The following is a 23,034-nucleotide window of genomic DNA, read 5'->3' as shown; positions in this document are numbered from 1 at the left end:
GAAGGAGGTTTGCGGATCGGTCTATTTCAGTCAAGGCGCTTGCGTGCAACCTTGGATAGACGCCCCAGAAACAAACCCAGTATGGGGCCTGCAACCATCCCGATCAGCAATGCCATGATCACAACCAAAGACACTGGAAGCTGCGGGCCTGCCCAACCAAGAAACGTCAAAGAGATTGACTGCTGGTTCTCGAGAACAAATGCCAGGATCGTCAATATCAAAAAGAGAACAAAAATACCGATAAGCATGCGTTTGACATTACGCATGGGATAACTCCTGAATATTAGTGACCGTCAAACACCTTCCTCCTCTTCCTCATTCACCCGATCCCGCAACTCTTTCCCAGGCTTAAAATGCGGAACAAATTTACCGTCGAGACTGACAGATTGACCGGTTTTAGGGTTGCGACCGACGCGCGGCGCGCGATAGTGCAAGGAGAAGCTGCCGAAACCACGGATCTCTATACGATCCCCAGTGGCAAGGCATTGAGACATTTGTTCAAGCATGGTCTTGATGGCCAACTCCACATCCTTGGATGAGAGCAGCCCTTGATGGGTGACAATTCGTTCGATCAACTCCGACTTCGTCATATTTTTCCCTTCTTTTTCAAGCAGCTAGATCATCGCTTCAGAGGTTTTAGCATGCCCGTAAGATTTTGAACAGCCCATGCATTGACAAATCTGTTTCCACACCTCGAACAAACCACACTCTTGAAGAAGAGCCCCTCACGCCCACCCTTGATACTAACGGCAAATCACCAACATCTTGCGCGTCCAATAGCCCGCCGGATTGAAGCCGAAGGGAAAGTCTTCCTCCTCCTTCGCATCATCAGACCTTGTAATCACCTTATAACCCGCCCCCTTGCACTCCTTCAGCGCACGCTTTTGACACTTTTCCCACGCACCCCCCAATCCAGAGCAGTCCACTTCGATCCCTCCGACACCTCGAACGACATGCGTCTTGGCGTTCGTGGTGCACCCTGCCAACATCAGAACAACCAGCAAAACTAATAGTCTGTTCATTCGACCCCTATTTTGAAGTAGTGATTTCACTATCGACGATCAACTCAAGACTAGACCACCAGTCGCACTGTTTTATCCGCCATCAAATGACCGCACGACAGCAGACCTGTATCCTGAACCTCCAATGCAGCACTGATGAGTCATCAAAAAACCTCACCGCAACGTTCCGCCATCAAACCGCCGATCACCCGCCAATCCCGAGCAGTGAGTTACATCAGATATACTGTCGAACCGCGAGAGCAAACAGATTGCCATCACAACAACCCGGGAAAGATTGAGAATTCACCCGTACATTTTCGACTTGAAAAGGAAACAAACTTGACATTTGCAAGATATCTCGGCGTGACATTCTTAGCTTACGCTTTGGACATGGGCACATTTCTCCTTCTTAGCTACCTCCTCGAAGGCCAACATATTTTTGCAAATATTTGCAGCAAGCTTGTCTCTGCGGTTTTCGGCTACTTCCTGCACCGGCACTTCACGTTTCAATCGACAGAAACAACCGGTAAAAAACAGGCAATCAGCTATTTCTCTCTGGTCGCTATCAACATTCCGATCAACACAGGACTATTTAGCGTACTACTCACGCTCGTCGCACCATCAGCTCTTGCCAAGTTCATGGCCGATGTAGCGTGCCTACTTATGAATTACTGGATCAGTAAAGTGGCCATTTTCAACAAAAAAAGTCCATCCGCGCTGTAACGATTTAAGCCAGACCCCACCGATTCAATCTCACACTGCAGACCGCGCACTACCGAACATCACGACACTGTGCTTACCCCTCTCAGCCTGGGCAAGCACAGAGCCCACGCCTCAGCAAGACAATCACCCCGCCCTTAAACACGATAACTGATGCGCCACATCAACCAATGCGAGCCTGTACACACCCCAATAACTAACCTTGGGAGGCGAAAACCACATTCAGCGCGGAATGACAGGCACAAAAAAAGGGCGACCGAAGTCGCCCTTTTTAATGATCAAGCAGAACTTAGTTCTGTTTGGCCATTGCCTGGCGCAGCAGTGCCGCCATGGTGGTGTCGCCAGTAGGAGCTTCTTCAGCCTTCAGGCTTTGGATAGCTTCTTTCTCTTCAGCATCGTCTTTCGACTTGATGGAGAGCTGGATTACGCGGCTCTTGCGATCAACGCTGATGATCTTGGCTTCTACTTCCTGGCCTTCTTTCAGAACGTTGCGCGCGTCTTCAACGCGGTCACGGCTGATTTCGGAGGCTTTCAGAGTCGCTTCGATATCGTCGGCCAGAACGATGATGGCGCCTTTGGCGTCAACTTCTTTCACAGTGCCTTTAACGATGGCGCCTTTGTCGTTCTCTTGAACGTACTCGGAGAACGGATCGCTTTCCAGTTGCTTGATACCCAGGGAGATGCGCTCGCGCTCTGGATCAACCGACAGGATAACGGTGTCCAGCTCGTCGCCCTTCTTGAAACGACGAACAGCTTCTTCGCCAACTTCGTTCCAGGAGATGTCGGACAGGTGAACCAGACCGTCGATGCCGCCGTCCAGACCAATGAAGATACCGAAATCGGTGATCGACTTGATGGTGCCGGAGATTTTATCGCCCTTGTTGAACTGGCCAGAGAAATCTTCCCATGGGTTAGATTTGCACTGCTTGATGCCCAGGGAGATACGACGACGCTCTTCGTCGATGTCCAGAACCATAACTTCCACTTCGTCGCCGACTTGTACGACTTTCGAAGGGTGGATGTTCTTGTTGGTCCAGTCCATTTCCGAAACGTGCACCAGACCTTCAACGCCTTCTTCCAGCTCAGCGAAGCAGCCGTAGTCGGTCAGGTTGGTTACACGAGCGGTAACGCGAGTGCTTTCTGGGTAACGGGCTTTGATAGCAACCCATGGATCTTCGCCCAGTTGCTTCAGGCCCAGGGAAACACGGTTGCGTTCGCGATCGTATTTCAGAACCTTAACGTCGATTTCGTCACCAACGTTGACGATCTCGGAAGGATGCTTGATGCGCTTCCAGGCCATGTCGGTGATGTGCAGCAGGCCGTCCACGCCACCCAGATCGACGAATGCGCCGTAATCGGTGAGGTTTTTGACGATACCTTTGACTTGCTGGCCTTCCTGCAAGGATTCCAGCAGAGCTTCACGCTCGGCGGAGTTCTCGGCTTCCAGGACGCTGCGACGGGAAACGACAACGTTGTTGCGCTTCTGGTCCAGCTTGATGACCTTGAATTCCAGCTCTTTGCCTTCCAGGTGCGTGGTGTCGCGCACTGGACGGACGTCAACCAGGGAACCTGGCAGGAACGCACGGATGCCGTTAACGTCGACAGTGAAGCCGCCTTTAACCTTACCGTTGATAACGCCCTTGACCACTTCCTCAGCTGCGAAGGCTGCTTCCAGAACGATCCAGCACTCAGCGCGCTTGGCTTTTTCACGGGACAGCTTGGTTTCACCGAAACCGTCTTCAACCGAGTCCAGAGCAACGTGAACTTCGTCACCGACATTGATAGTCAGATCGCCAGCGTCGTTGTAGAACTGCTCAAGCGGGATGAGTGCTTCAGACTTCAGGCCAGCGTGAACGGTTACCCAGCGAGCTTGGTAATCGATATCAACGATAACACCGGTGATGATGGAGCCTGCCTGAAGGTTCAGGGTTTTTAGGCTTTCTTCAAAGAGTTCCGCAAAGCTTTCGCTCATTTTAATTCCTGTAAATGAGGGCGAAGGATACGCCCATCTCCACACCCCAGACGGTGTGGGTTAGTTTCATATAGAAGAAGCGCCGCAGGACTATGACTGGTCCCCTGTGGCCTTCTTGGTCACCCGGCGATATCGCGAATGGCGATCTCGCTCATGATGCGTTCAAGCACCTGATCGATGGACAACTCCGTGGAATCCAGCTGTATGGCGTCAGCCGCCGGCTTAAGCGGGGCTACCGCTCGCTGGGTGTCACGCTCGTCGCGTGCACGGATCTCATCTAGCAGACTCGACAGACTAACACCCTCGACTTTGCCCTTCAACTGCAAATATCGACGGCGCGCTCTCTCCTCGGCACTGGCGGTCAGAAAAATCTTCAGCGGCGCGCTTGGAAAAACCACGGTGCCCATGTCGCGACCATCCGCGACAAGGCCCGGCGCTTCCTGGAAAGCCCGCTGGCGCTGCAGCAGCGCCTCGCGCACGGCCGGCAATGCCGCCACTTGAGAGGCGCCGGAACCGACGCTTTCAGTGCGGATGACATCGCTGACTTCATCACCTTCCAGAATGATGCGCTGCAACTGACCGTCGGTCGCCGCAATAAACTGAACATCCAGATGAGCGGCGAGTTTCTTCAGCAGCTCTTCATTAGTCAGATCAACACCATGGTTGTGCGCAGCAAATGCCAGCAAACGGTACAGCGCACCGGAATCCAGCAGGTTCCAGCCCAGACGCTTGGCCAGAATCCCGGCTACGGTGCCTTTGCCCGAGCCGCTTGGCCCATCAATGGTGATGACCGGTGCAATGTTGTTCACGACTGAGCCTCTTGTGCCACACGAATACCGACCTGCCCGCACAGCGCGAGGAAGTTCGGGAACGATGTCGCGACGTTGGCGCAATCATGGATGCGGATCGGTGCAGTGGCGCGCAGCGAGGCCACGCTGAAAGCCATGGCAATACGATGATCGCCGTGACCATGCACTTCGCCGCCGCCGATCTGGCCGCCGTCGATGATGATGCCGTCCGGGGTCGGTTCGCACTTGACGCCCAGCGCCAGCAAACCGTCCGCCATGACCTGGATACGATCGGATTCCTTGACCCGCAGTTCTTCGGCGCCGGTCAGTACGGTGCGCCCTTCGGCACAGGCCGCAGCGACAAACAGCACCGGGAATTCGTCGATCGCCAGTGGAACCAGTTCTTCCGGAATCTCGATGCCTTTGAGTTTAGCTGCCCGCACGCGCAGGTCAGCCACAGGCTCACCGCCGACTTCACGCTGGTTTTCCAGAGTGATGTCAGCACCCATCAGGCGCAGGATGTCGATAACGCCAGTACGGGTCGGGTTGATGCCGACGTGCTCAAGCACCAGCTCCGAACCTTCAGCAATCGAGGCCGCCACAAGGAAGAACGCCGACGACGAGATGTCGCCCGGGACTTCAATGTGGGTCGCCGTCAGTTTGCCGCCGGATTCAACCGAAGCCGTAGCGCCTTCAACGCTGACCGGGTAGCCGAAGCCGCGCAGCATGCGCTCGGTGTGGTCGCGAGTCGGAGCGGGCTCGGTCACAGTGGTCTTGCCTTCAGCGTACAGACCGGCGAGCAGCAGGCAGGACTTCACCTGAGCACTGGCCATCGGCATGGTGTAGGTCAGACCTTTGAGCTTGTGACCGCCACGAATAGTCATCGGTGGACGACCTTCAGCAGCAGTTTCAATCACGGCGCCCATTTCACGCAGTGGATTGGCCACGCGATTCATCGGACGCTTGGACAGCGAGGCATCGCCGGTCAAAACGCTGTCGAAGTTCTGCGCGGCCAACAGGCCGGAGAGCAGACGCATCGAGGTACCGGAGTTGCCCAGATAGATCGGGCCCGGCGCCGGTTTCAGACCGTGCAGGCCGACACCGTGGATGGTCACGCGGCCGTGGTGCGGGCCTTCGATGACCACGCCCATGTCGCGGAACGCCTGCAAGGTCGCCAGGGCGTCTTCGCCCTCAAGGAAGCCTTCGACTTCGGTGACGCCTTCGGCCAGCGAACCGAGCATGATCGAACGGTGGGAAATGGATTTGTCGCCCGGTACGCGAATCCGACCGGACAGGCGGCCACCAGGTTGAGCCAGGAAGATCAGATCGTTGGAATTCATAGCGTCCACATAGGCCCTGCGGGCCAGGATTTTACTGAAATGCTCGCGGGCAACCCGGGCGCGCGTAAAGACGCCCAACAATTGGTGCCCATCCCCTGCATCGACCGCGTCGCGCAAGGCGTCGAGGTCGCTGCGAAATGTATCGAGTGTGCGCAGAACAGCCTCGCGGTTAGCGAGGAAGATGTCGTGCCACATCACCGGGTCGCTTCCGGCGATTCTTGTGAAATCGCGAAAACCACCGGCAGCGTAACGGAAGATCTCAAGGTTTTCATTGCGCTTGGCCAACGAATCGACCAGACCGAAAGCCAGCAAGTGTGGCAGATGACTGGTCGCGGCCAGCACTTCATCGTGACGCTCGACCTGCATGTGCTCGACGTCGGCGCCCAATTCGCGCCACAGACGATCAACCACAGCCAATGCGGCCGGATCGGTTTGCTCGAGCGGCGTGAGAATCACTTTGTGACGACGGAACAGCTCGGCATTGGAGGCTTCCACCCCGCTCTGCTCAGAACCGGCAATCGGATGGCCCGGCACGAAACGCGGCGGCATCGCGCCAAACGCTTCGGTTGCCGCGCGCACCACATTGCCTTTGGCGCTGCCGACGTCGGTCAGAATCGCCTGCCCGAGATCCATGCTCGCCAGACGCGCGAGCACTTTTTCCATCGCCAGAATCGGCACCGCCAGTTGAATCACGTCAGCGCCTTGGCATGCAGCCGCCAAGTCATCTTCACAACGATCGACCACACCCAACTCGACCGCGAGCTTGCGCGATTGCGGATCGAGATCGACCCCGACCACTTCACGGCATACGCCGCTTTCACGCAAGCCTTTGGCAAACGAACCACCGATCAACCCCAGACCGACCACCACAAGGCGACCGATCATAGGTGCAGCAGATTGCATTGCAGTGACATCACCCACGAGCCAGAACCTTGCGCAGCGCTTCGAGGAAGCGGCTGTTTTCCGCCGGCAGACCGATGGTCACTCGCAGGTGATTCGGCATGCCATAGTTGGCCACCGGCCGCACGATCACCCCTTCGCGCAGCAAACCCTGGAATACCGGGGCTGCAACTTGTGCGAGATCGACGCAGATGAAATTGCCTTTCGACTCGATCCAGTTCAGACCCAGCTCACGGAAACCGGCCTGCAGCTGCTGCATGCCCGATTCGTTGAGCTGGCGGCTTTGCGCCAGATATTCCTCGTCCTTCAACGCTGCGCAGGCTGCCGCCAAAGCGAGGCTGTTGACGTTGAATGGCTGGCGAACGCGGTTCAGCACGTCAGCAACAACCGGAGTCGACAGGCCGTAGCCGACGCGCAACGCCGCCAGACCATAGGCTTTGGAGAAGGTGCGCGACACCAGCAGGTTCGGATACGCGGCGAGGAAATCCAGACCGTCCGGCAAATCACTGCTTTCGGCGTATTCGATGTAAGCCTCGTCGAGCACCACCAGCACATGCTCCGGAACATCCTGCAGGAACTCGTCCAGCGCCTCAGCGCCGAACCAGGTGCCGGTCGGATTGTTCGGGTTGGCGATGAACACCACGCGGGTGTTGGCGTCGATAGCCGCGAGCATCGCAGGCAGGTCATGCCCCCAATCCTTGGCCGGCACCACTTTGGCTTGCGCGCCGACCGCCTGAGTGGCAATTGGGTACACAGCGAAAGCGTGCTCACTGAACACCGCATTCAGGCCCGGCGCCAGATAGGCGCGCGCGACCAGCTCAAGAATGTCGTTGGAACCGTTGCCCAAGGTGACCTGGTTCAGCTCGACACGGCATTGCTCGGCCAGCAGGGATTTCAGCGCGAAACCGTTGCCGTCCGGATAACGGGTCAGCTCGTCCAGCTCTTCGCGGATCGCCGCCAAGGCTTTCGGACTGGCGCCCAGCGGGTTTTCGTTGCTCGCCAGTTTGACGATTTTTGCCGGATCCAGATCCAGCTCGCGCGCCAGTTCGTCCACAGGCTTGCCCGGAACGTACGGCGAAAGTTGTTGCACGCCCGGCTGTGCCAGAGCGAGGAAGTTGCCACTCATTTGCTACCACCCCTTAGAGAACCGCTTTCGGGTAGGAACCCAGCACTTTGAGTGCTACTGCTTCCTGACTGATCTTTTCCAGCACACCTTTGATCAACGGATCACGGTGGTGGCCGACGAAGTCGATGAAGAACACGTAGGTCCATTTACCGCTGCGCGATGGACGGGTTTCGATGCGGGTCAGGTCGATCCCGTTGTCGTGGAACGGCACCAGCAGCTCGTGGAGCGCGCCGGGCTTGTTACTCATGGACACAATGATCGAAGTCTTGTCGTCGCCGGTCGGCGGCACTTCCTGGTTACCGATCATCAGGAAGCGCGTCGAGTTGTCCGGACGGTCTTCGATCTTCTCGGCCAGACGCGTCAGGCCATACAGACCGGCCGCCATGTCACCGGCAATCGCCGCCGAATTCCACTCACCTTTAACCCGCTTGGCGGCTTCAGCGTTGCTCGACACCGCGACGCGTTCGACATTCGGGTAATGCGCGTCCAGCCACTTGCGGCACTGGGCCAGCGACTGTGCGTGGGAATAGATGCGGCTGATGCTGTCGGTCTTGGTGTTTTCACCGACCAACAGGTGATGGTGAATGCGCAGCTCGACTTCGCCACAGATGACCATGTCGTGTTCGAGAAAGCTGTCCAGCGTGTGATTGACCGCGCCTTCGGTGGAGTTCTCCACCGGCACCACGCCAAAATTCACCGCACCGGCGGCGACTTCACGGAACACTTCGTCGATCGCCGCCATCGGCTTGCTGATCACCGCGTGGCCGAAGTGCTTCATGGCCGCCGCTTGGGTGAAGGTGCCTTCAGGGCCGAGGTAAGCCACTTTCAGCGGCTGCTCGAGCGCCAGGCACGACGACATGATTTCACGGAACAACCGCGCCATCTCTTCGTTGCCCAGCGGCCCCTGATTGCGCTCCATCACACGCTTGAGCACCTGAGCTTCGCGCTCAGGACGATAGAACACCGGCACTTCGCCTTCGGCCAGCGAGGCCATCTTTACTCGCGCGACTTCCTGGGCGCAACGCGCACGCTCACTGATCAGCTCCATGACTTTGGTGTCCAGAGCGTCAATGCGAACGCGCAGTGCCTTGAGTTCTTGCTCGGACATCAGCCGTGTTCCTTCTCGAATTCAGCCATGTACGCCACCAGCGCGTTGACCGCAGTGATGTCGACAGCGTTATAGATGGAGGCGCGCATACCACCCACGGAGCGGTGGCCCTTGAGGTTGAGCAGACCGCGCGCTTCGGCACCGACCAGGAACGGCTTGTCCAGACGATCATCGGCCAGACGGAATGGCACGTTCATCCACGAGCGATCCGATTTGTTGATCGGGTTGCTGTAGAGGCCGCTGGCGTCGATGAAGTCGTACAGCGTGCGCTGTTTGACGTCGTTGAGTTTGGCGATCGCGTCAACGCCGCCCTGCTCTTTCAGCCACTGGAACACCAGACCGGACAGGTACCAGGCCAGGGTCGGCGGGGTGTTGTACATCGAGCCGTTATCTGCGGCGACTTTGTAGTCGAGCATGGTCGGGCACAATGCGCGCGCCTTGCCGAGCAGGTCTTCGCGGATGATGTTGACGACGATGCCGCTCGGGCCGATGTTTTTCTGGGCGCCGGCGTAGATCATGCCGAAACGCGAGATATCGACAGGACGCGACAGAATGTCGGAAGACATGTCAGCCACCAGCGGCACGTCACCGACTTCCGGGATCCACTGAAATTCCAGACCGCCGATGGTTTCGTTCGGTGCGTAGTGAACGTAAGCGGCGTCTTTCGACAGGTTCCACTCGTTCTGGCCCGGGATGGCGAAATAGTCGTAAGGCTTGGCGGTGGCGGCGACGTTGACGTGGCCGTATCGCGAGGCTTCTTCGATGGCTTTCTGCGACCAGATACCGGTGTCGATATAGTCGGCAGAACCGCCTTCAGGCAGCAGGTTCAGTGGAATCTGCGCGAATTGCTGGCTGGCGCCACCTTGCAGAAACAGCACTTTGTAGTTCGACGGGATATTCAGCAGGTCACGCAGATCCTGCTCGGCCTGGGTGGCAATGGACACGAACTCATCGCTGCGATGGCTCATTTCCATGACCGACAGACCCTTGCCGTGCCAATCAAGGAGTTCACCTTGGGCGCGCTGCAGGACAGCTTCAGGAAGCGCCGCAGGACCGGCGCAGAAGTTATAGGCTCGCTTGCTCACATCCAATCTCGCTCTGATTTGGTGGTCACTTAAATCTTTTGGTCTGCGGATGATCGTTCCCATGCTCTGCGTGGGGATGCATCCAATGACGCTCTGCGTCATGGGACGCGGAGCGTCCCGAGCGGCATTCCCACGCAGAGCGTGGGAACGATCCCGTACAGTGTTGCAAATTTTCAAACAGGACAAATAACAAGGGGGCGAATTCTCATCCGCCCCCTTGCTTGTCCGCTTATTCTTGCGGTTCTTCGTCTGCTGCGGCGTCGAGTTGCTGGTCTTCACCGGCATCGTCGTTTACGACAGTGCCTTCGAATTCCTCGCCCTCTTCCCCTTCAAGCTCTTCGCCTTCGACTTCCGAAGGTTCCTGAACCCGCTCCAGACCGACCAGGGTTTCATCCTTGGCCAGTTTGATCAGCGTTACACCTTGGGTGTTACGGCCCAGGCTCGACACTTCGTCGACGCGGGTACGCACCAGGGTGCCCTGATCGGAGATCAGCATGATCTCTTCACCGTCCTGCACCTGAACCGCACCGACCAGACGGCCGTTACGCTCGTTGCTGACCATGGCGATAACGCCCTGACCGCCACGCTTGTACTCAGGGAACTCGGTGATCGCCGTACGCTTGCCGTAGCCGCGCGCCGAAGCAGTGAGAATTTCGCTGCCTTCTTCTGGAATCAGCATGGAGATCAGCTTCTGCCCTTCTGGCAGACGCATGCCACGCACACCGCGGGCGGTACGGCCCATGGCGCGAACTTCGGATTCCTTGAAGCGCGTAACTTTGCCGCCGTCGGAGAACAGCATGATTTCCTGCTCGCCGTCGGTGACAGCTGCAGAGATCAGGATGTCGCCTTCGTCCAGCTCCAGCGCGATCAGACCAACGCTGCGCTGACGGCTGAAGGCCACCAGCGGCGTCTTCTTGACCGTACCGTTGGCGGTCGACATAAAGATGAACGGCGCTTTTTTACGATCAGCAGCCTTGATACGGGCACGACGTTCTTCGTCGGTCTCGTTGCTGTTTTCGATTTCCTCTACATCAACCTCAACGCCTTCAGCCTCTTCTTCTTCAGCCTGACGCTTCATGGCTTCGAGATCGACCGGCAGCATGGTGGTGATGTATTCGCCTTCGCTCAATGGCAGAAGGTTGACCAGCGGACGACCACGGGCAGCGCGGGACGCTTCCGGGATTTCGTAGGTCTTGAGCCAGTACACCTTGCCTTTGCTGGAGAACAGCAGCAGCGTGGTGTGGCTGTTGGCAACCAGCAGGTGAGCGATGTAGTCCTCATCCTTGACGCCGGTCGCCGATTTGCCTTTGCCGCCACGACGCTGAGCCTGGTACGCAGCCAATGGCTGGGTCTTGGCGTAGCCACCGTGGGAGATGGTCACAACGCGCTCTTCTTCCGGGATCATGTCACCCAGGGTCAGATCGAGACGGGCATCGAGAATTTCGGTGCGGCGCACGTCGCCGTATTCGGCACGAATCACTTCCAGCTCTTCGCGGATCACTTCCATCAGGCGCACAGCGCTGTTGAGGATGCGGATCAGCTCGCCGATCTGGTTAAGGATCTCTTGATACTCGGCCAGCAGTTTTTCGTGTTCCAGACCGGTCAGACGGTGCAGACGCAGCTCCAGAATGGCTTGCGCCTGTTCTGGCGACAGGAAGTATTTGCCTTCGCGCAGACCGTATTGCGGATCGAGGTTTTCCGGACGGCACGAATCGGCACCGGCACGTTCAACCATCGCGACCACGGCCGAGGATTCCCACGGCGTGCTGATCAGCGCTTCTTTAGCTTCCGACGGGGTCGGCGACGCTTTGATCAGGGCGATAACCGGGTCGATGTTCGACAGGGCAACGGCCTGACCTTCGAGGATGTGACCACGCTCGCGCGCTTTGCGCAGTTCGAACACAGTACGACGGGTAACCACTTCGCGACGGTGACGGACGAAGGCTTCCAGCAGATCCTTGAGGTTCAGGATGCGTGGGCGGCCGTCGATCAGCGCAACGATGTTGATGCCGAACACCGATTGCAGTTGGGTCTGGGCGTAGAGGTTGTTGAGGATCACCTCAGGCACTTCGCCGCGACGCAGTTCGATCACGACGCGCATACCGTCCTTGTCGGACTCGTCGCGCAGTTCGGTGATGCCTTCCAGCTTCTTCTCTTTAACCAGCTCGGCGATCTTCTCGATCAGACGCGCCTTGTTCAACTGGTAAGGGAGTTCGGTGATAACGATCTGCTGACGGCCACCGACCTTGTCGATGTCTTCAATGATCGAACGAGCGCGCATGTAAATACGCCCGCGACCGGTGCGGTAGGCTTCGATGATACCGGCGCGACCGTTGATGATCGCGGCGGTCGGGAAGTCCGGACCGGGGATGTATTGCATCAGCTCATCGACGGTCAGCTCAGGGTTGTCGATGAGCGCCAGGCAACCGTCGATGACTTCACCGAGGTTGTGCGGCGGGATGTTGGTCGCCATGCCCACGGCGATACCGCTGGAGCCGTTGACCAGCAGGTTGGGGATACGGGTCGGCATGACCGCCGGGATCATTTCGGTGCCGTCGTAGTTCGGCACCCAGTCCACGGTTTCTTTGTGCAGGTCAGCCAGCAGCTCGTGCGCCAGCTTGGTCATGCGCACTTCGGTGTATCGCATCGCCGCAGCGTTGTCGCCGTCGACCGAACCGAAGTTGCCCTGACCGTCTACCAGCAGGTAGCGCAGGGAGAAAGGCTGGGCCATACGAACGATGGTGTCGTACACCGCGGTATCACCGTGCGGGTGATACTTACCGATCACGTCGCCGACAACACGGGCAGATTTCTTGTACGGCTTGTTGTAGTCGTTACCCAGCTCGCTCATCGCGAACAGTACGCGACGGTGCACGGGCTTGAGGCCATCGCGCGCATCCGGCAGTGCACGGCCGACGATTACGCTCATCGCGTAGTCGAGGTAGGACTGCTTCAGCTCGTCTTCGATATTGACCGGGAGGATTTCTTTGGCCAGTTCGCCCATGAGAAGCCTGATTCCTTTTTCTGGTGAAACTTCGTCATATCCATATGGGACCAACGAAGCTCGTCGGGGCCGGCCGAGTGCCATGCGCCGACTTACGACAAATCAACATTGGAGCGTGGATTTGCGCAGTAAAGACAGCTTCGTGAAGCTGCCTCGGAAAACGCCGGATGTTATCACAAAGGCCGCCACGCACCTATCCCCCAGATGCGCATGGAGCATAGTTAGTTGACCGGTGACAGGCTTAACGGGGACGAGAGAGGCTTAGAGCTTCTTTGAATGCAGAAATGGGGTTCGGTTTAACGATGTTTATTGACTTTTTGGGGTGCGCGCACCTGTAGGAGCTGCCGAAGGCTGCGATCTTTTGACTTTGTCTTCTAAAAACAAAGTCAAAAGTTCGCAGCCTTCGGCAGCTCCTACATTGAGTGTCACCGCATCAATGCAGGCGTTTGCGGCACATCAGCTGGGCCATTTTCGCGGTATCCGGGCGCTCGACGATGCCTTTCTCGGTGACGATCGCGTCGATCAGATCCGCCGGCGTCACGTCAAACACCGGGTTGAACGCTTCAACGTCGGCACCGACGCGCTTGCCGCCGACTTCCAGCAACTCGGCGCCATCGCGCTCTTCGATCGGGATGTCGTCGCCGCTGGCCAGGCTCATGTCGATGGTCGAACTCGGCGCCACCACCATGAAACGCACACCGTGGTGCATGGCGTTAACCGCCAGTTGATAGGTGCCGATCTTGTTCGCCACGTCACCATTGGCAGTGATGCGGTCGGCGCCCACGATCACCCAGGTCACACCTTTGGTTTTCATGATGTGTGCAGCAGCGGAGTCGGCGTTCAGGGTCACTGGAATGCCTTCGTTGGCCAGTTCCCACGCGGTCAAACGCGAGCCTTGCAGCCACGGACGGGTTTCGTCGGCGTAAACGCGCTCGACCATGCCTTCAATAAAGGCTGCGCGAATCACACCCAGCGCGGTACCGAAACCGCCCGTCGCCAGCGCGCCGGTGTTGCAGTGGGTCAGAATCGCCTGAGCATTGCCTTGATGCTTGCGGATCAGGTCGACGCCGAGCTGCGCCATGGTCAGGTTGGCTTCGCGATCGCTTTCATGAATGGCGATCGCCTCAGCTTCCAGCGCCGCCAGCGGATCGGCGTTTTCTTTCAGGCGATCCAGTCGATCATGCATACGACCCAGCGCCCAGAACAGATTGACTGCGGTCGGACGGGAATCAGCCAGCAAGGCGAAATCCTCTTCCAGCGCCGCGTACCAGTCGCCACCTTCAGCGATCCGCGCGCGCGCAGCGAGCACGATGCCATAGGCCGCACTGATGCCGATGGCCGGCGCGCCACGCACCACCATCGAGCGAATCGCCTCGGCCACGCCGGCGGCGCTGGTGTAGGCAATCCACGTTTCTTCAAACGGCAAAATACGCTGATCCAGCAGGTGCAGCGCGCCGTCTCGCCAATCGATGGCCTTCACTTTCTCCGCAGCCAACAGTCGATCGCGCATCCCACACCCCGCACTCATGAACAAAAGCCGCCGATTATAGCGATCCCCCCGCGAAGACGCTCGGGTATACTTCGCCATCCTTTACAAAAGCACTGGAACCGACCCTCGATGCCGAAACCTGCCATTGCGCTCGACTTATTATTGCTGCCGACCTGGCTGGTACCCGTCGAACCTGCAGGCGTTGTGCTCAAGGAGCATGGCTTGGGCATCCGCGACGGTCGCATTGTGTTTATCGGCCCGCGCGCCGAAGCATTGAAGTGTAACGCCAGCGAAGTCCGTGAATTGCCGGATGTGCTGCTCGCCCCCGGCCTGATCAATGCGCACGGTCACGCGGCGATGACGCTGTTCCGCGGCCTGGCCGATGATCTGCCGCTGATGACCTGGCTGGAAAACCACATCTGGCCGGCCGAAGCGAAATGGGTCGATGAAGATTTCGTCCGCGACGGCACTGATCTGGCCATCGCCGAGCAGATCAAAGGTGGCATCACCTGCTTCTCGGACATGTACTTCTTCCCGAAAGTCGCCAGCGAGCGCGTGCACAACAGCGGCATTCGCGCGCAAATCGCCATTCCAATCCTCGATTTCCCGATCCCGGGCGCGAGCAGTGCCGATGAAGCCATTCGTCAGGGCGTCGAGTTGTTCGGCGACTTGAAGCATCACGAACGCATCAAGATCACCTTCGGCCCTCATGCACCGTACACCGTCGGCGACGAGAATCTGGAAAAAATCCGCGTGATTGCCGAGGAGCTCGATGCATCGATTCATATGCATGTGCACGAAACCGCATTTGAAGTTCAGCAGTCATTGGAGAAGCTCGGCGAACGCCCGCTCGCTCGCCTCGGCCGCCTCGGCTTGCTCGGCCCGCGTTTCCAGGCCGTGCACATGACCCAGATCAGCGATGATGACCTGGCGTTGCTGGTAGAAAGCAACACCAGCGTGATTCATTGCCCGGAATCCAACCTCAAACTGGCCAGCGGCTTCTGCCCGGTCGAGCGTTTGTGGCAGGCTGGGGTGAACGTTGCGGTCGGCACCGATGGCGCGGCGAGCAACAATGATCTGGATTTGCTCGGCGAAACCCGCACCGCAGCGCTGCTGGCGAAAGCCGTCGCAGGTTCCGCCACCGCGCTGGACGCCCATCGTGCGCTGCGCATGGCCACTTTGAACGGCGCACGCGCGCTGGGCATCGAAGCGCAAGTCGGCTCGCTGGAAATCGGCAAAGCCGCCGACATCGTCGCTTTCGATCTGTCCGGTCTGGCCCAGCAACCGGTGTATGACCCGGTGTCGCAGCTTATATACGCCACCGGCCGCGACTGCGTGAAACATCTGTGGGTCGCCGGCAAACAACTGCTCGACGACCGCCGCCTGACGCGACTGGACGAAGCACAACTGGGCGCCACCGCCCGGGCCTGGGGCCAGCGCATCAGCGGCCACAAAGAATCGTAAAAACCCCGGAACACAAACCGGGGCTACAGCCTTTTTCAAGTTTTAGAGGATTTAACATGAGCAACGTCGACCACGCCGAAATCGCCAAATTCGAAGCCCTGGCCCATCGCTGGTGGGATCGTGAAAGCGAATTCAAACCGCTGCACGACATCAACCCGCTGCGCGTCAACTGGATCGACGAGCGGGTCAATCTGGCCGGCAAGAAAGTCCTCGACGTCGGTTGTGGCGGCGGCATCCTCAGCGAAGCCATGGCCCAGCGTGGCGCCACGGTGATGGGCATCGACATGGGCGAAGCGCCGCTGGCGGTCGCGCAACTGCATCAGCTGGAATCCGGCGTCAACGTCGAATACCGCCAGATCACTGCCGAAGACCTCGCAGAAGAAATGCCTGAGCAGTTCGACGTCGTCACCTGCCTTGAGATGCTCGAGCACGTGCCGGATCCATCCTCGGTAATCCGTGCCTGCTTCCGCATGGTCAAACCGGGCGGCCAAGTGTTCTTCTCGACCATCAACCGCAACCCGAAGGCGTACCTGTTCGCCATCGTCGGCGCTGAATACATCATGAAGTTGCTGCCGCGCGGCACTCACGACTTCAAGAAATTCATTCGCCCGTCCGAGCTCGGCGCCTGGAGCCGTATGGCTGGCCTGACCGTCAAGGACATCATCGGACTGACCTACAACCCGCTGACCAAGCACTACAAACTGGCCAGCGACGTTGACGTCAACTACATGATCCAGACCCTGCGCGAGGAGTAAGCCGATGGCCATCAGAGCGGTTCTCTTCGACATGGACGGCACCCTGCTCGACACGGCGCCGGACTTCATCGCCATCTGCCAGGCAATGCGCGCCGATCGCGGCCTGCCGCCGATCAACGATAAGCACATTCGCGACGAGATTTCCGGCGGCGCCAAAGCCATGGTCGCGGTGACGTTCTCGATGGATCCGGAATCGCCGGGCTTCGAGGAATTGCGCCTTGAGTTCCTTGAGCGCTATCTGGTCGGCTGCGCGGTGCACAGCAAGCTGTTCGACGGCATGGGCGAATTGCTCGCCGACATCGAAAAGGCCAACCTGATCTGGGGCGTGGTGACCAACAAGCCGCTGCGCTTTGCCGAGCCGATCATGCAGCAGTTGGGGCTGGCCGAACGTTCGGCGCTACTGATCTGCCCGGATCACGTGAAAAACAGCAAGCCGGATCCAGAGCCATTGATCCTCGCGTGCAAGATGCTTGATCTGGATCCATCGACGGTTTTGTTTGTGGGTGATGATCTGCGCGACATCGAATCGGGGCGCGACGCCGGTACGAAAACCGCGGCGGTGACGTTTGGCTACATCCATCCAGACGACAACCCGCGGCATTGGGGCGCGGACGTGGTGGTGGATCATCCGTCGGAGTTGCGCAAGGTGCTCGATAGCGCGCTCTGCAGCTGCTGATCAAGGTCAAAAGATCGCAGCCTGCGGCAGCTCCTACAGATATTTACTGCCCTGTAGGAGCTGCCGCAGGCTGCGATCTTTTAGCTATTAATGGATTGTGAGGTTTTTATGTTTGATTACTCCGCTCGTCCCGAATTGCTCAAGGATCGGGTCATTCTGGTCACCGGCGCCGGGCGTGGCATTGGCGCGGCTGCGGCGAAAACCTACGCCGCTCACGGCGCGACCGTGTTGCTGCTGGGCAAGACCGAAGCCAATCTGACGCAGGTCTACGACGACATCGAAGCGGCGGGCCATCCGCAGCCGGCGGTGATTCCGTTCAACCTCGAAACCGCCCTGCCCCATCAGTACGATGAACTGGCAGCGATGATCGAAGCTGAATTCGGCCACCTCGACGGCCTGCTGCACAACGCCTCGATCATCGGCCCGCGCACGCCGATCGAGCAGTTGTCCGGCGAAAATTTCATGCGCGTCATGCAGATCAACGTCAACGCCATGTTCATGCTGACCAGCACCCTGCTGCCGCTGCTCAAGCTGTCGCAGGATGCTTCGGTGGTGTTCACCTCCAGCAGCGTTGGCCGCAAGGGCCGTGCTTACTGGGGTGCTTACGGCGTGTCGAAGTTCGCCACTGAAGGTTTGATGCAAACCCTCGCCGATGAAGTCGAAACCGTGGCGCCGGTGCGCTCCAACAGCATCAACCCCGGCGCCACTCGCACCAGCATGCGTGCTCAGGCGTATCCGGGGGAAAACCCGCTGAACAACCCGACGCCAGAGGAGATCATGCCGGTCTATCTGTATCTGATGGGCCCGGACAGCACCGGCATCAACGGCCAGGCTTTCAACGCTCAGTAGTGCCATACGTCGGCTTTGTTGCCGCGGCGGATTCCCGTCGCGGCCAACATTTGCCGCTCGCGGCCGTCACAATTTAGTCAATTATCCAGCGCTAATTTTCCCCGCAAGCTCGCAAGCCATTGAATAAAAACGGTTTTAACAAATATGAACCGAATGGCACGACTTTCGCTCTAATTTTCCTCAAAGCAAGCCGCGTGAAGGCAATGGGGCGAGGCCGATTTCGATAGCTTACTAATCGTCATCAGGCAGACTAAACTTACGCCAAACGTCCTACGGGACTGATGGATCAGTATGACGCGCAGCCCATAGCCGCTCTCACCCAGCCTGTAAGACAGACTTACTGCTAAGGGTTCACGCCATATGAAATCACCCTCCCAGACCAATGCAATTGACTTCGACAGCGCCAAATTGCAACGCCTGGGCTTCGGTCAACTGCCTCCCTTGCTGGAGCGACCGACCAGTCTTGCGCAGCTGCGCCAGCAACTGAGCCTGCAACTGCAAACCAGTCTTGAACCGCAACGTATCCTCGGGCTGTTTTTCCGTGAGGTTCAACGCCTCGTGCCGCTGGACGCCTTGAGTTACGTGCATCAGGGCAGCGACCTGCGGCTGGAGTTCGGCGCTCGCGGTCACCATTCGGTCAGCTACAGCTTGAGCCACGAAGGCGAGCACATGGGCGAACTGGTGTTCCGCCGCAATCAGCGTTTCAACGAACAGGATCAGGGCAACCTCGAATCACTGCTGTCGTCGCTGCTGTATCCGATGCGCAACGCCCTGCTCTACCGCGCCGCGACGCAAAGTGCTCTGCGAGATCCGCTGACCGGCGCCGGCAACCGCATTGCCATGGAGCAGACCTTGCAACGCGAGATCGACATGTCGCGCCGGCACGGGCAGCCACTGTCTGTGTTGATGCTGGATATCGACCACTTCAAACGCGTCAACGACAGCCATGGGCACAGCGCCGGTGATGACGTGCTCAAAGCCGTGGCGGCGTCGATCAAGGGTCAGTTGCGCAACGTCGACATGGTCTTTCGCTATGGCGGTGAAGAGTTTTTGATTCTGCTGTCGAACACCAGCCGCGAGGCGGCGGCGATGGTTGGCGAGCGACTGCGTTATGCGGCGCAGGCTGCCGAGTATTACGCGGATGGCCAGTTGATCGAGTTGACGGTGAGTCTGGGCTGCTCGACGCTGCTGCCGGGGGAATCGGCGGAGAGCCTGTTGCGCCGCGCGGACAGTGCGCTGTATGTGGCCAAGCGCGAAGGTCGTAACCGTTTGGCAATGGCGGGTTAAGCCCTCCGGACACACCCAAATCAAATGTAGGAGCGAGCCTGCTCGCGATGCGATCTGACATTCAACAATGATCTTGACTGACAGTCCGCAATCGCGAGCAGGCTCACTCCTACATTTTTTTACGCGGTGTTAGCCGGAATCAGCTCTCGACTACAGCCCTGCGCTCACGGCTTACCAGCAATCGCTCGGACGTTTCCAGTTGCATGCACCGTTCGAGGAACAGGTACATATAGTCGTAGCTCTTGCACACCGCCTGACGCAGCTCGGTCTGCAAGGCCTTGCTCGGGTTCATCCCCGCCAGCGTGCAGATGATCTCCAGCGCTTCCCATGGATGCGCATCATCGTACTGCGCATGCATCTTCAGCCACTTCATCGCGCGCTTGCGATCCTCTTCCGGGAACGCGGCGGCGTAAACGCCCGTGGAGCACACCACCGCTGACCACTCACCCGTTGCGCCTTCAATTGCATAGTTAGTGGCGGCAATGGCCACGATCAGCGAATCGGCGGAACTGGTGTGCCAGCACCAATGACTCAAGGCATGCAGTTCCGGCGGCACTTGCTGTGCTTGCAGGTCTTCGAGACTGACACCGTGCGCGCGACTCCAGTGCACCCAATAATCGGCGTGGTTGAGTTCGACGCGGATATTGCGCATCAACCAGCGCCGCGCCATGTCTTCACCCGGGTGGCGGGCGAACTTGGTTTTGGTCAGGTTCTGCGCCATGTACAGCGCGAACTGCTCAACTACGGGCCAGCCCCCGACAAGGTACTGACGCATGGTTTTTGCGCTGAGCTTGTTATCACGCATGCGCAGATATAACTCATGTTCGACAACCCGGCGCTTGCTCTCGCTGCAATCCTCAATGAGCTGTTGTGCCCAGGCAGGATAACTTGCAGCTTCCATGAGTGGTCCGGTTCGGTTGAATGTGTCGATCACTGTTCGGCTCCTTTTGATTTGTGATTATAAGGATCGGCAAGAGATTTCAACGGAACGTGCCAGGCGCTTTGAATAACAGTGGCTGCGGTCTGGCGGGCCGACTTTGCAAACTGTCACAGGTAAACAACTGCGGACGCTCAATAACGTAACCCTGAGCGTAATCAACTCCGATCTCAAGCAAGGCTTGTTCGATCTGGGTTGTTTCAACAAATTCGGCAATTGTCTGCTTACCCATGACATGCCCGATGTGATTGATCACTTCGACCATTGCGCGGTTAATCGGGTCGTCCAGCATATCCTTTACGAAACTCCCGTCGATCTTCAGGAAGTCTACAGGTAAATGTTTCAAGTAAGCGAATGAAGACATTCCGGCACAAAAGTCATCCAGCGAAAAGTAACAACCTAAGCCTTTGAGTTCATTAATAAAACGTATTGCACTGCCTAAATTTGAAATAGCACTGGTTTCTGTAATTTCAAAACAAATCATTTCAGGCGGGATGGCATAGTTAACAAACTGTTCCCTCAGGAAGTGCAAAAACGCGTCATCTCCTATAGTAATGCCTGACAGATTAATCGCACACATCGCCAACGGGCCTTCATGTTCTTCTGCAATACATTGAGCAATAACCTTAAATACGTTTTGCACAACCCAACGATCTAACTGACTCATCAATCCATAACGTTCAGCGGCCGGAATGAAACTGTCCGGAAGAATCATCCGGCCGGATTCATCATGCAGGCGCAGCAAAATTTCGATGTGCGCGCGGCCATCCTGAATGCCGCCCAGCGGAGCGATTTCCTGGGCGTACAGGCAGAAGCGGTTTTCCTCCAGTGCCATGTGCAAGCGTTGCACCCAGGCCATCTCGCCGAAGCGCAGGGACAGCTCCGAATCGTCGGCGTGATAGACCTGCACCCGATTGCGGCCCTTTTCCTTGGCCATGTAGCAGGCCATGTCGGCTGCGCGCAGCGACGCTTCGAGGGTGGTCGGCGTCTGACCGACATGCACCAGGCCGATACTGACGGTGGTCAGAAATGGACGGCCCTTCCACACGAAATGCAGGTTCTGCACGGTCTGGCGCAGGCTGTCGGCAATCTTCTCCGCTGCCTCCAGCGCGCAGTTCTCCAGCAAGATCCCGAACTCATCGCCACCCAGCCGCGCCAGGGTGTCGCCCTCGCGCAGGCCTGATTGCAGCAACGCGCAGATATGCCGCAACAACTCATCGCCCGCCGCGTGACCGCAGGTGTCGTTGACCAGTTTGAACTGGTCGAGATCGAGGAACATCAGCGCATGTCGCCCGCCCTGCCGCGAGAGATTGTGCAGCGCTTGCTCCAGGCGATATTCGAACTCGCGACGGTTGGCCAGCCCGGTCAGCGCATCGTGGGTTGCCTGCCACGACAGATTGGCGATGTACTGCCGCTCCTGGGTCATGTCGTGCAACACCAGCACCGTGCCGCTGACTTTGCCGGCATTGCGGATTGGCGCGCCGACCAGCGTCACCGACACCGTGCTGCCGTCGAGTCGCTGAATCAGTTTGGAGTGTTCGCTGCCCCCGCTGAGTTTGCCGCTGAGGATGTGCTCGATCAGCGTCTGCCCTTCGGCCTGCGCATTGTCATCGAGCAAATTGAACAATGCCGCCAACGGCAAGCCGGCAGCCTGCTCGGCTTTCCAGTGGGTCAAAGCCTCGGCGGCCGGGTTCATGTAATCGATAGCGCCGTCGACATCCGTTGTGATCACGCCGTCGCCAATCGAATGCAGCGTGACATGCGCACGATCTTTTTCCAGTTGCAGGGCTTCGGCAAACGCGTGGCGTTGTTTGAGCAACTTGCGTGTGCGCAACAGCGCCAGCACGATCAACCCCAGCGCGGTGGCGAGGTTGGTGAACAGCAGCAGCCGCAGAATCACCCGCGAACCTTCACCCAAAGCATCACTGAACGCTTTGGCCGCCGGCGTCACGCCGTCGTTGATATCAAAAATCTGCGCTTTCCAGAGGCGAACATCCGCATCGGACGCGGTGTTCTCGGTGATGCTGTGATGCATCTCGCGTGCCACGTTATCCAGCTCGACCAGATAGGCATCGCCCACCGTCCAGCGGTCGATCGCCCTTTCCAGATAACTGAAATGACGAAAATTGAGGTACAGCCAGATCAGGCTGGAGACGTCATCCGGGTGGTTGCCACCCTTGAGAATGCCTTCACGCGCCGATTCCAGATCCGGTGGCTGACGATCCAGGGCCACGCGCAATTGATGACCGCCCTGCGGCACGGCAATGGCGTCCTGATACTTGAGGAAGATCGCCTCGTCACGGCTGTCGGCGTACAGGTTGAGGTAATAAATGGCGTCTTTCTGACCTTTCGACCACAGGCTCTCGCCCGCCACGTAACCACGCACGGCCGACAGGACATAAAGACTCACACCGCCCAATAACGCCTGAAACAACACGACGGCAATGAAAGGCCAGACGATGCCCAACAAACGTGGCGTTCCGAGCGTCCGCTTTTGCTTCATGGGATCCCTTGTATGGCACTGCCTGATCAT

At 58.1% G+C, this 23,034-nt stretch carries 19 protein-coding genes; 6 read left to right on the top strand and 13 right to left on the bottom strand.

All coding sequences use genetic code 11. The features are described from left to right. Positions 1-26: 26 nt before the first annotated feature. The 3 genes from GVL50_RS01825 to GVL50_RS28870 all read right to left on the bottom strand — a co-directional run bounded on the left by GVL50_RS01825 (position 27) and on the right by GVL50_RS28870 (position 1,022). On the bottom strand, positions 27-266 hold the full coding sequence (locus GVL50_RS01825; RefSeq protein ID WP_159811538.1) for a lipopolysaccharide assembly protein LapA domain-containing protein: 240 nt from the start codon (positions 264-266) through the stop codon (positions 27-29). 27 nt (positions 267-293) lie between these two features. Then, positions 294-590, bottom strand: a complete 297-nt coding sequence (ihfB, locus tag GVL50_RS01820) for an integration host factor subunit beta (RefSeq protein WP_003189779.1) — start codon at positions 588-590, stop codon at positions 294-296. A gap of 153 nt (positions 591-743) precedes the next feature. Next, entirely contained in the window at positions 744-1,022 is a 279-nt protein-coding gene (locus GVL50_RS28870) for a hypothetical protein (protein WP_256671803.1), read from the bottom strand. A 135-nt stretch (positions 1,023-1,157) separates the two neighbouring features. On the opposite strand from GVL50_RS28870, the gene GVL50_RS01815 reads away from it, so the two are divergent. Further along, positions 1,158-1,724 (top strand): GtrA family protein, encoded by a 567-nt coding sequence (locus tag GVL50_RS01815; RefSeq protein WP_256671802.1) that lies wholly within the window; start codon positions 1,158-1,160, stop codon positions 1,722-1,724. Between the two features lie 286 nt (positions 1,725-2,010). Here the strand turns inward: GVL50_RS01815 and rpsA are convergent, their stop codons facing one another. The 8 genes from rpsA to mtnA all read right to left on the bottom strand — a co-directional run bounded on the left by rpsA (position 2,011) and on the right by mtnA (position 14,554). Next, positions 2,011-3,693, bottom strand: coding sequence for a 30S ribosomal protein S1 (rpsA, locus tag GVL50_RS01810; RefSeq protein WP_053122458.1), 1,683 nt, complete (start codon positions 3,691-3,693; stop codon positions 2,011-2,013). Between the two features lie 119 nt (positions 3,694-3,812). Next, positions 3,813-4,502, bottom strand: a complete 690-nt coding sequence (cmk, locus tag GVL50_RS01805) for a (d)CMP kinase (protein ID WP_159811537.1) — start codon at positions 4,500-4,502, stop codon at positions 3,813-3,815. Further along, positions 4,499-6,706 (bottom strand): bifunctional prephenate dehydrogenase/3-phosphoshikimate 1-carboxyvinyltransferase, encoded by a 2,208-nt coding sequence (locus GVL50_RS01800; protein WP_256671800.1) that lies wholly within the window; start codon positions 6,704-6,706, stop codon positions 4,499-4,501. Before GVL50_RS01800 ends, cmk begins: the two co-directional genes overlap by 4 nt. Before the next feature lie 28 nt (positions 6,707-6,734). Further along, on the bottom strand, positions 6,735-7,847 hold the full coding sequence (hisC, locus tag GVL50_RS01795; RefSeq protein ID WP_159811536.1) for a histidinol-phosphate transaminase: 1,113 nt from the start codon (positions 7,845-7,847) through the stop codon (positions 6,735-6,737). 13 nt (positions 7,848-7,860) lie between these two features. After that, complete coding sequence (gene pheA / locus GVL50_RS01790; RefSeq protein WP_007908404.1) at positions 7,861-8,955, bottom strand: prephenate dehydratase; 1,095 nt, start codon at positions 8,953-8,955, stop codon at positions 7,861-7,863. Continuing rightward, on the bottom strand, positions 8,955-10,040 hold the full coding sequence (serC, locus tag GVL50_RS01785; protein WP_053122464.1) for a 3-phosphoserine/phosphohydroxythreonine transaminase: 1,086 nt from the start codon (positions 10,038-10,040) through the stop codon (positions 8,955-8,957). The genes pheA and serC overlap by 1 nt, the downstream gene beginning before the upstream one ends. 229 nt (positions 10,041-10,269) lie before the next feature. Further along, on the bottom strand, positions 10,270-13,044 hold the full coding sequence (gyrA, locus tag GVL50_RS01780) for a DNA gyrase subunit A (protein WP_053122466.1): 2,775 nt from the start codon (positions 13,042-13,044) through the stop codon (positions 10,270-10,272). A gap of 433 nt (positions 13,045-13,477) precedes the next feature. Next, positions 13,478-14,554: an S-methyl-5-thioribose-1-phosphate isomerase gene (mtnA, locus tag GVL50_RS01775; protein ID WP_159811535.1), complete on the bottom strand. Its 1,077-nt coding sequence runs from the start codon at positions 14,552-14,554 to the stop codon at positions 13,478-13,480. A 108-nt stretch (positions 14,555-14,662) separates the two neighbouring features. Here mtnA and GVL50_RS01770 point away from each other — a divergent pair, with 108 nt between their 5' ends. The 5 genes from GVL50_RS01770 (at position 14,663) to GVL50_RS01750 (ending at position 19,564) form a co-directional block, all read left to right on the top strand. Next, entirely contained in the window at positions 14,663-15,997 is a 1,335-nt protein-coding gene (locus GVL50_RS01770; protein WP_159811534.1) for a TRZ/ATZ family hydrolase, read from the top strand. A gap of 56 nt (positions 15,998-16,053) precedes the next feature. Beyond that, complete coding sequence (gene ubiG / locus GVL50_RS01765) at positions 16,054-16,752, top strand: bifunctional 2-polyprenyl-6-hydroxyphenol methylase/3-demethylubiquinol 3-O-methyltransferase UbiG (protein WP_008079776.1); 699 nt, start codon at positions 16,054-16,056, stop codon at positions 16,750-16,752. A 4-nt stretch (positions 16,753-16,756) separates the two neighbouring features. Further along, entirely contained in the window at positions 16,757-17,428 is a 672-nt protein-coding gene (gene mupP / locus GVL50_RS01760; protein ID WP_038364376.1) for an N-acetylmuramic acid 6-phosphate phosphatase MupP, read from the top strand. Positions 17,429-17,536: 108 nt separating this feature from the next. Then, positions 17,537-18,277: a YciK family oxidoreductase gene (locus tag GVL50_RS01755; RefSeq protein ID WP_053122471.1), complete on the top strand. Its 741-nt coding sequence runs from the start codon at positions 17,537-17,539 to the stop codon at positions 18,275-18,277. A gap of 360 nt (positions 18,278-18,637) precedes the next feature. Continuing rightward, entirely contained in the window at positions 18,638-19,564 is a 927-nt protein-coding gene (locus GVL50_RS01750) for a GGDEF domain-containing protein (protein ID WP_053122473.1), read from the top strand. 139 nt (positions 19,565-19,703) lie between these two features. Here the strand turns inward: GVL50_RS01750 and GVL50_RS01745 are convergent, their stop codons facing one another. Both GVL50_RS01745 and GVL50_RS01740 read right to left on the bottom strand, forming a co-directional pair. Then, entirely contained in the window at positions 19,704-20,465 is a 762-nt protein-coding gene (locus GVL50_RS01745) for a TenA family transcriptional regulator (RefSeq protein ID WP_371925881.1), read from the bottom strand. Positions 20,466-20,544: 79 nt separating this feature from the next. Beyond that, positions 20,545-23,004 carry an EAL domain-containing protein gene (locus GVL50_RS01740; protein WP_159811532.1) on the bottom strand — a complete coding sequence of 820 codons (2,460 nt, stop codon included), beginning with the start codon at positions 23,002-23,004 and terminating at the stop codon, positions 20,545-20,547. Positions 23,005-23,034: the final 30 nt, after the last annotated feature.

It is taken from the genome of Pseudomonas sp. 18058, from assembly GCF_902706155.1.
Lineage (GTDB): Bacteria > Pseudomonadota > Gammaproteobacteria > Pseudomonadales > Pseudomonadaceae > Aquipseudomonas > Aquipseudomonas rustica.
The sequence above is the reverse complement of the archived record's forward strand: the minus strand, read 5'-3'. Positions and strand labels throughout refer to the sequence as shown.

Coding starts and splice junctions, on each gene's coding strand:
- GVL50_RS01825 (WP_159811538.1), bottom strand. CDS start 266: ATGCGTAATGTCAAACGCATGCTTATCGGTATTTTTGTTCTCTTTTTG.
- ihfB (WP_003189779.1), bottom strand. CDS start 590: ATGACGAAGTCGGAGTTGATCGAACGAATTGTCACCCATCAAGGGCTG.
- GVL50_RS28870 (WP_256671803.1), bottom strand. CDS start 1,022: ATGAACAGACTATTAGTTTTGCTGGTTGTTCTGATGTTGGCAGGGTGC.
- GVL50_RS01815 (WP_256671802.1), top strand. CDS start 1,158: ATGAGTCATCAAAAAACCTCACCGCAACGTTCCGCCATCAAACCGCCG.
- rpsA (WP_053122458.1), bottom strand. CDS start 3,693: ATGAGCGAAAGCTTTGCGGAACTCTTTGAAGAAAGCCTAAAAACCCTG.
- GVL50_RS01800 (WP_256671800.1), bottom strand. CDS start 6,706: ATGATCGGTCGCCTTGTGGTGGTCGGTCTGGGGTTGATCGGTGGTTCG.
- hisC (WP_159811536.1), bottom strand. CDS start 7,847: ATGAGTGGCAACTTCCTCGCTCTGGCACAGCCGGGCGTGCAACAACTT.
- pheA (WP_007908404.1), bottom strand. CDS start 8,955: ATGTCCGAGCAAGAACTCAAGGCACTGCGCGTTCGCATTGACGCTCTG.
- gyrA (WP_053122466.1), bottom strand. CDS start 13,044: ATGGGCGAACTGGCCAAAGAAATCCTCCCGGTCAATATCGAAGACGAG.
- mtnA (WP_159811535.1), bottom strand. CDS start 14,554: ATGCGCGATCGACTGTTGGCTGCGGAGAAAGTGAAGGCCATCGATTGG.
- GVL50_RS01770 (WP_159811534.1), top strand. CDS start 14,663: ATGCCGAAACCTGCCATTGCGCTCGACTTATTATTGCTGCCGACCTGG.
- ubiG (WP_008079776.1), top strand. CDS start 16,054: ATGAGCAACGTCGACCACGCCGAAATCGCCAAATTCGAAGCCCTGGCC.
- mupP (WP_038364376.1), top strand. CDS start 16,757: ATGGCCATCAGAGCGGTTCTCTTCGACATGGACGGCACCCTGCTCGAC.
- GVL50_RS01755 (WP_053122471.1), top strand. CDS start 17,537: ATGTTTGATTACTCCGCTCGTCCCGAATTGCTCAAGGATCGGGTCATT.
- GVL50_RS01750 (WP_053122473.1), top strand. CDS start 18,638: ATGAAATCACCCTCCCAGACCAATGCAATTGACTTCGACAGCGCCAAA.
- GVL50_RS01745 (WP_371925881.1), bottom strand. CDS start 20,465: ATGGAAGCTGCAAGTTATCCTGCCTGGGCACAACAGCTCATTGAGGAT.
- GVL50_RS01740 (WP_159811532.1), bottom strand. CDS start 23,004: ATGAAGCAAAAGCGGACGCTCGGAACGCCACGTTTGTTGGGCATCGTC.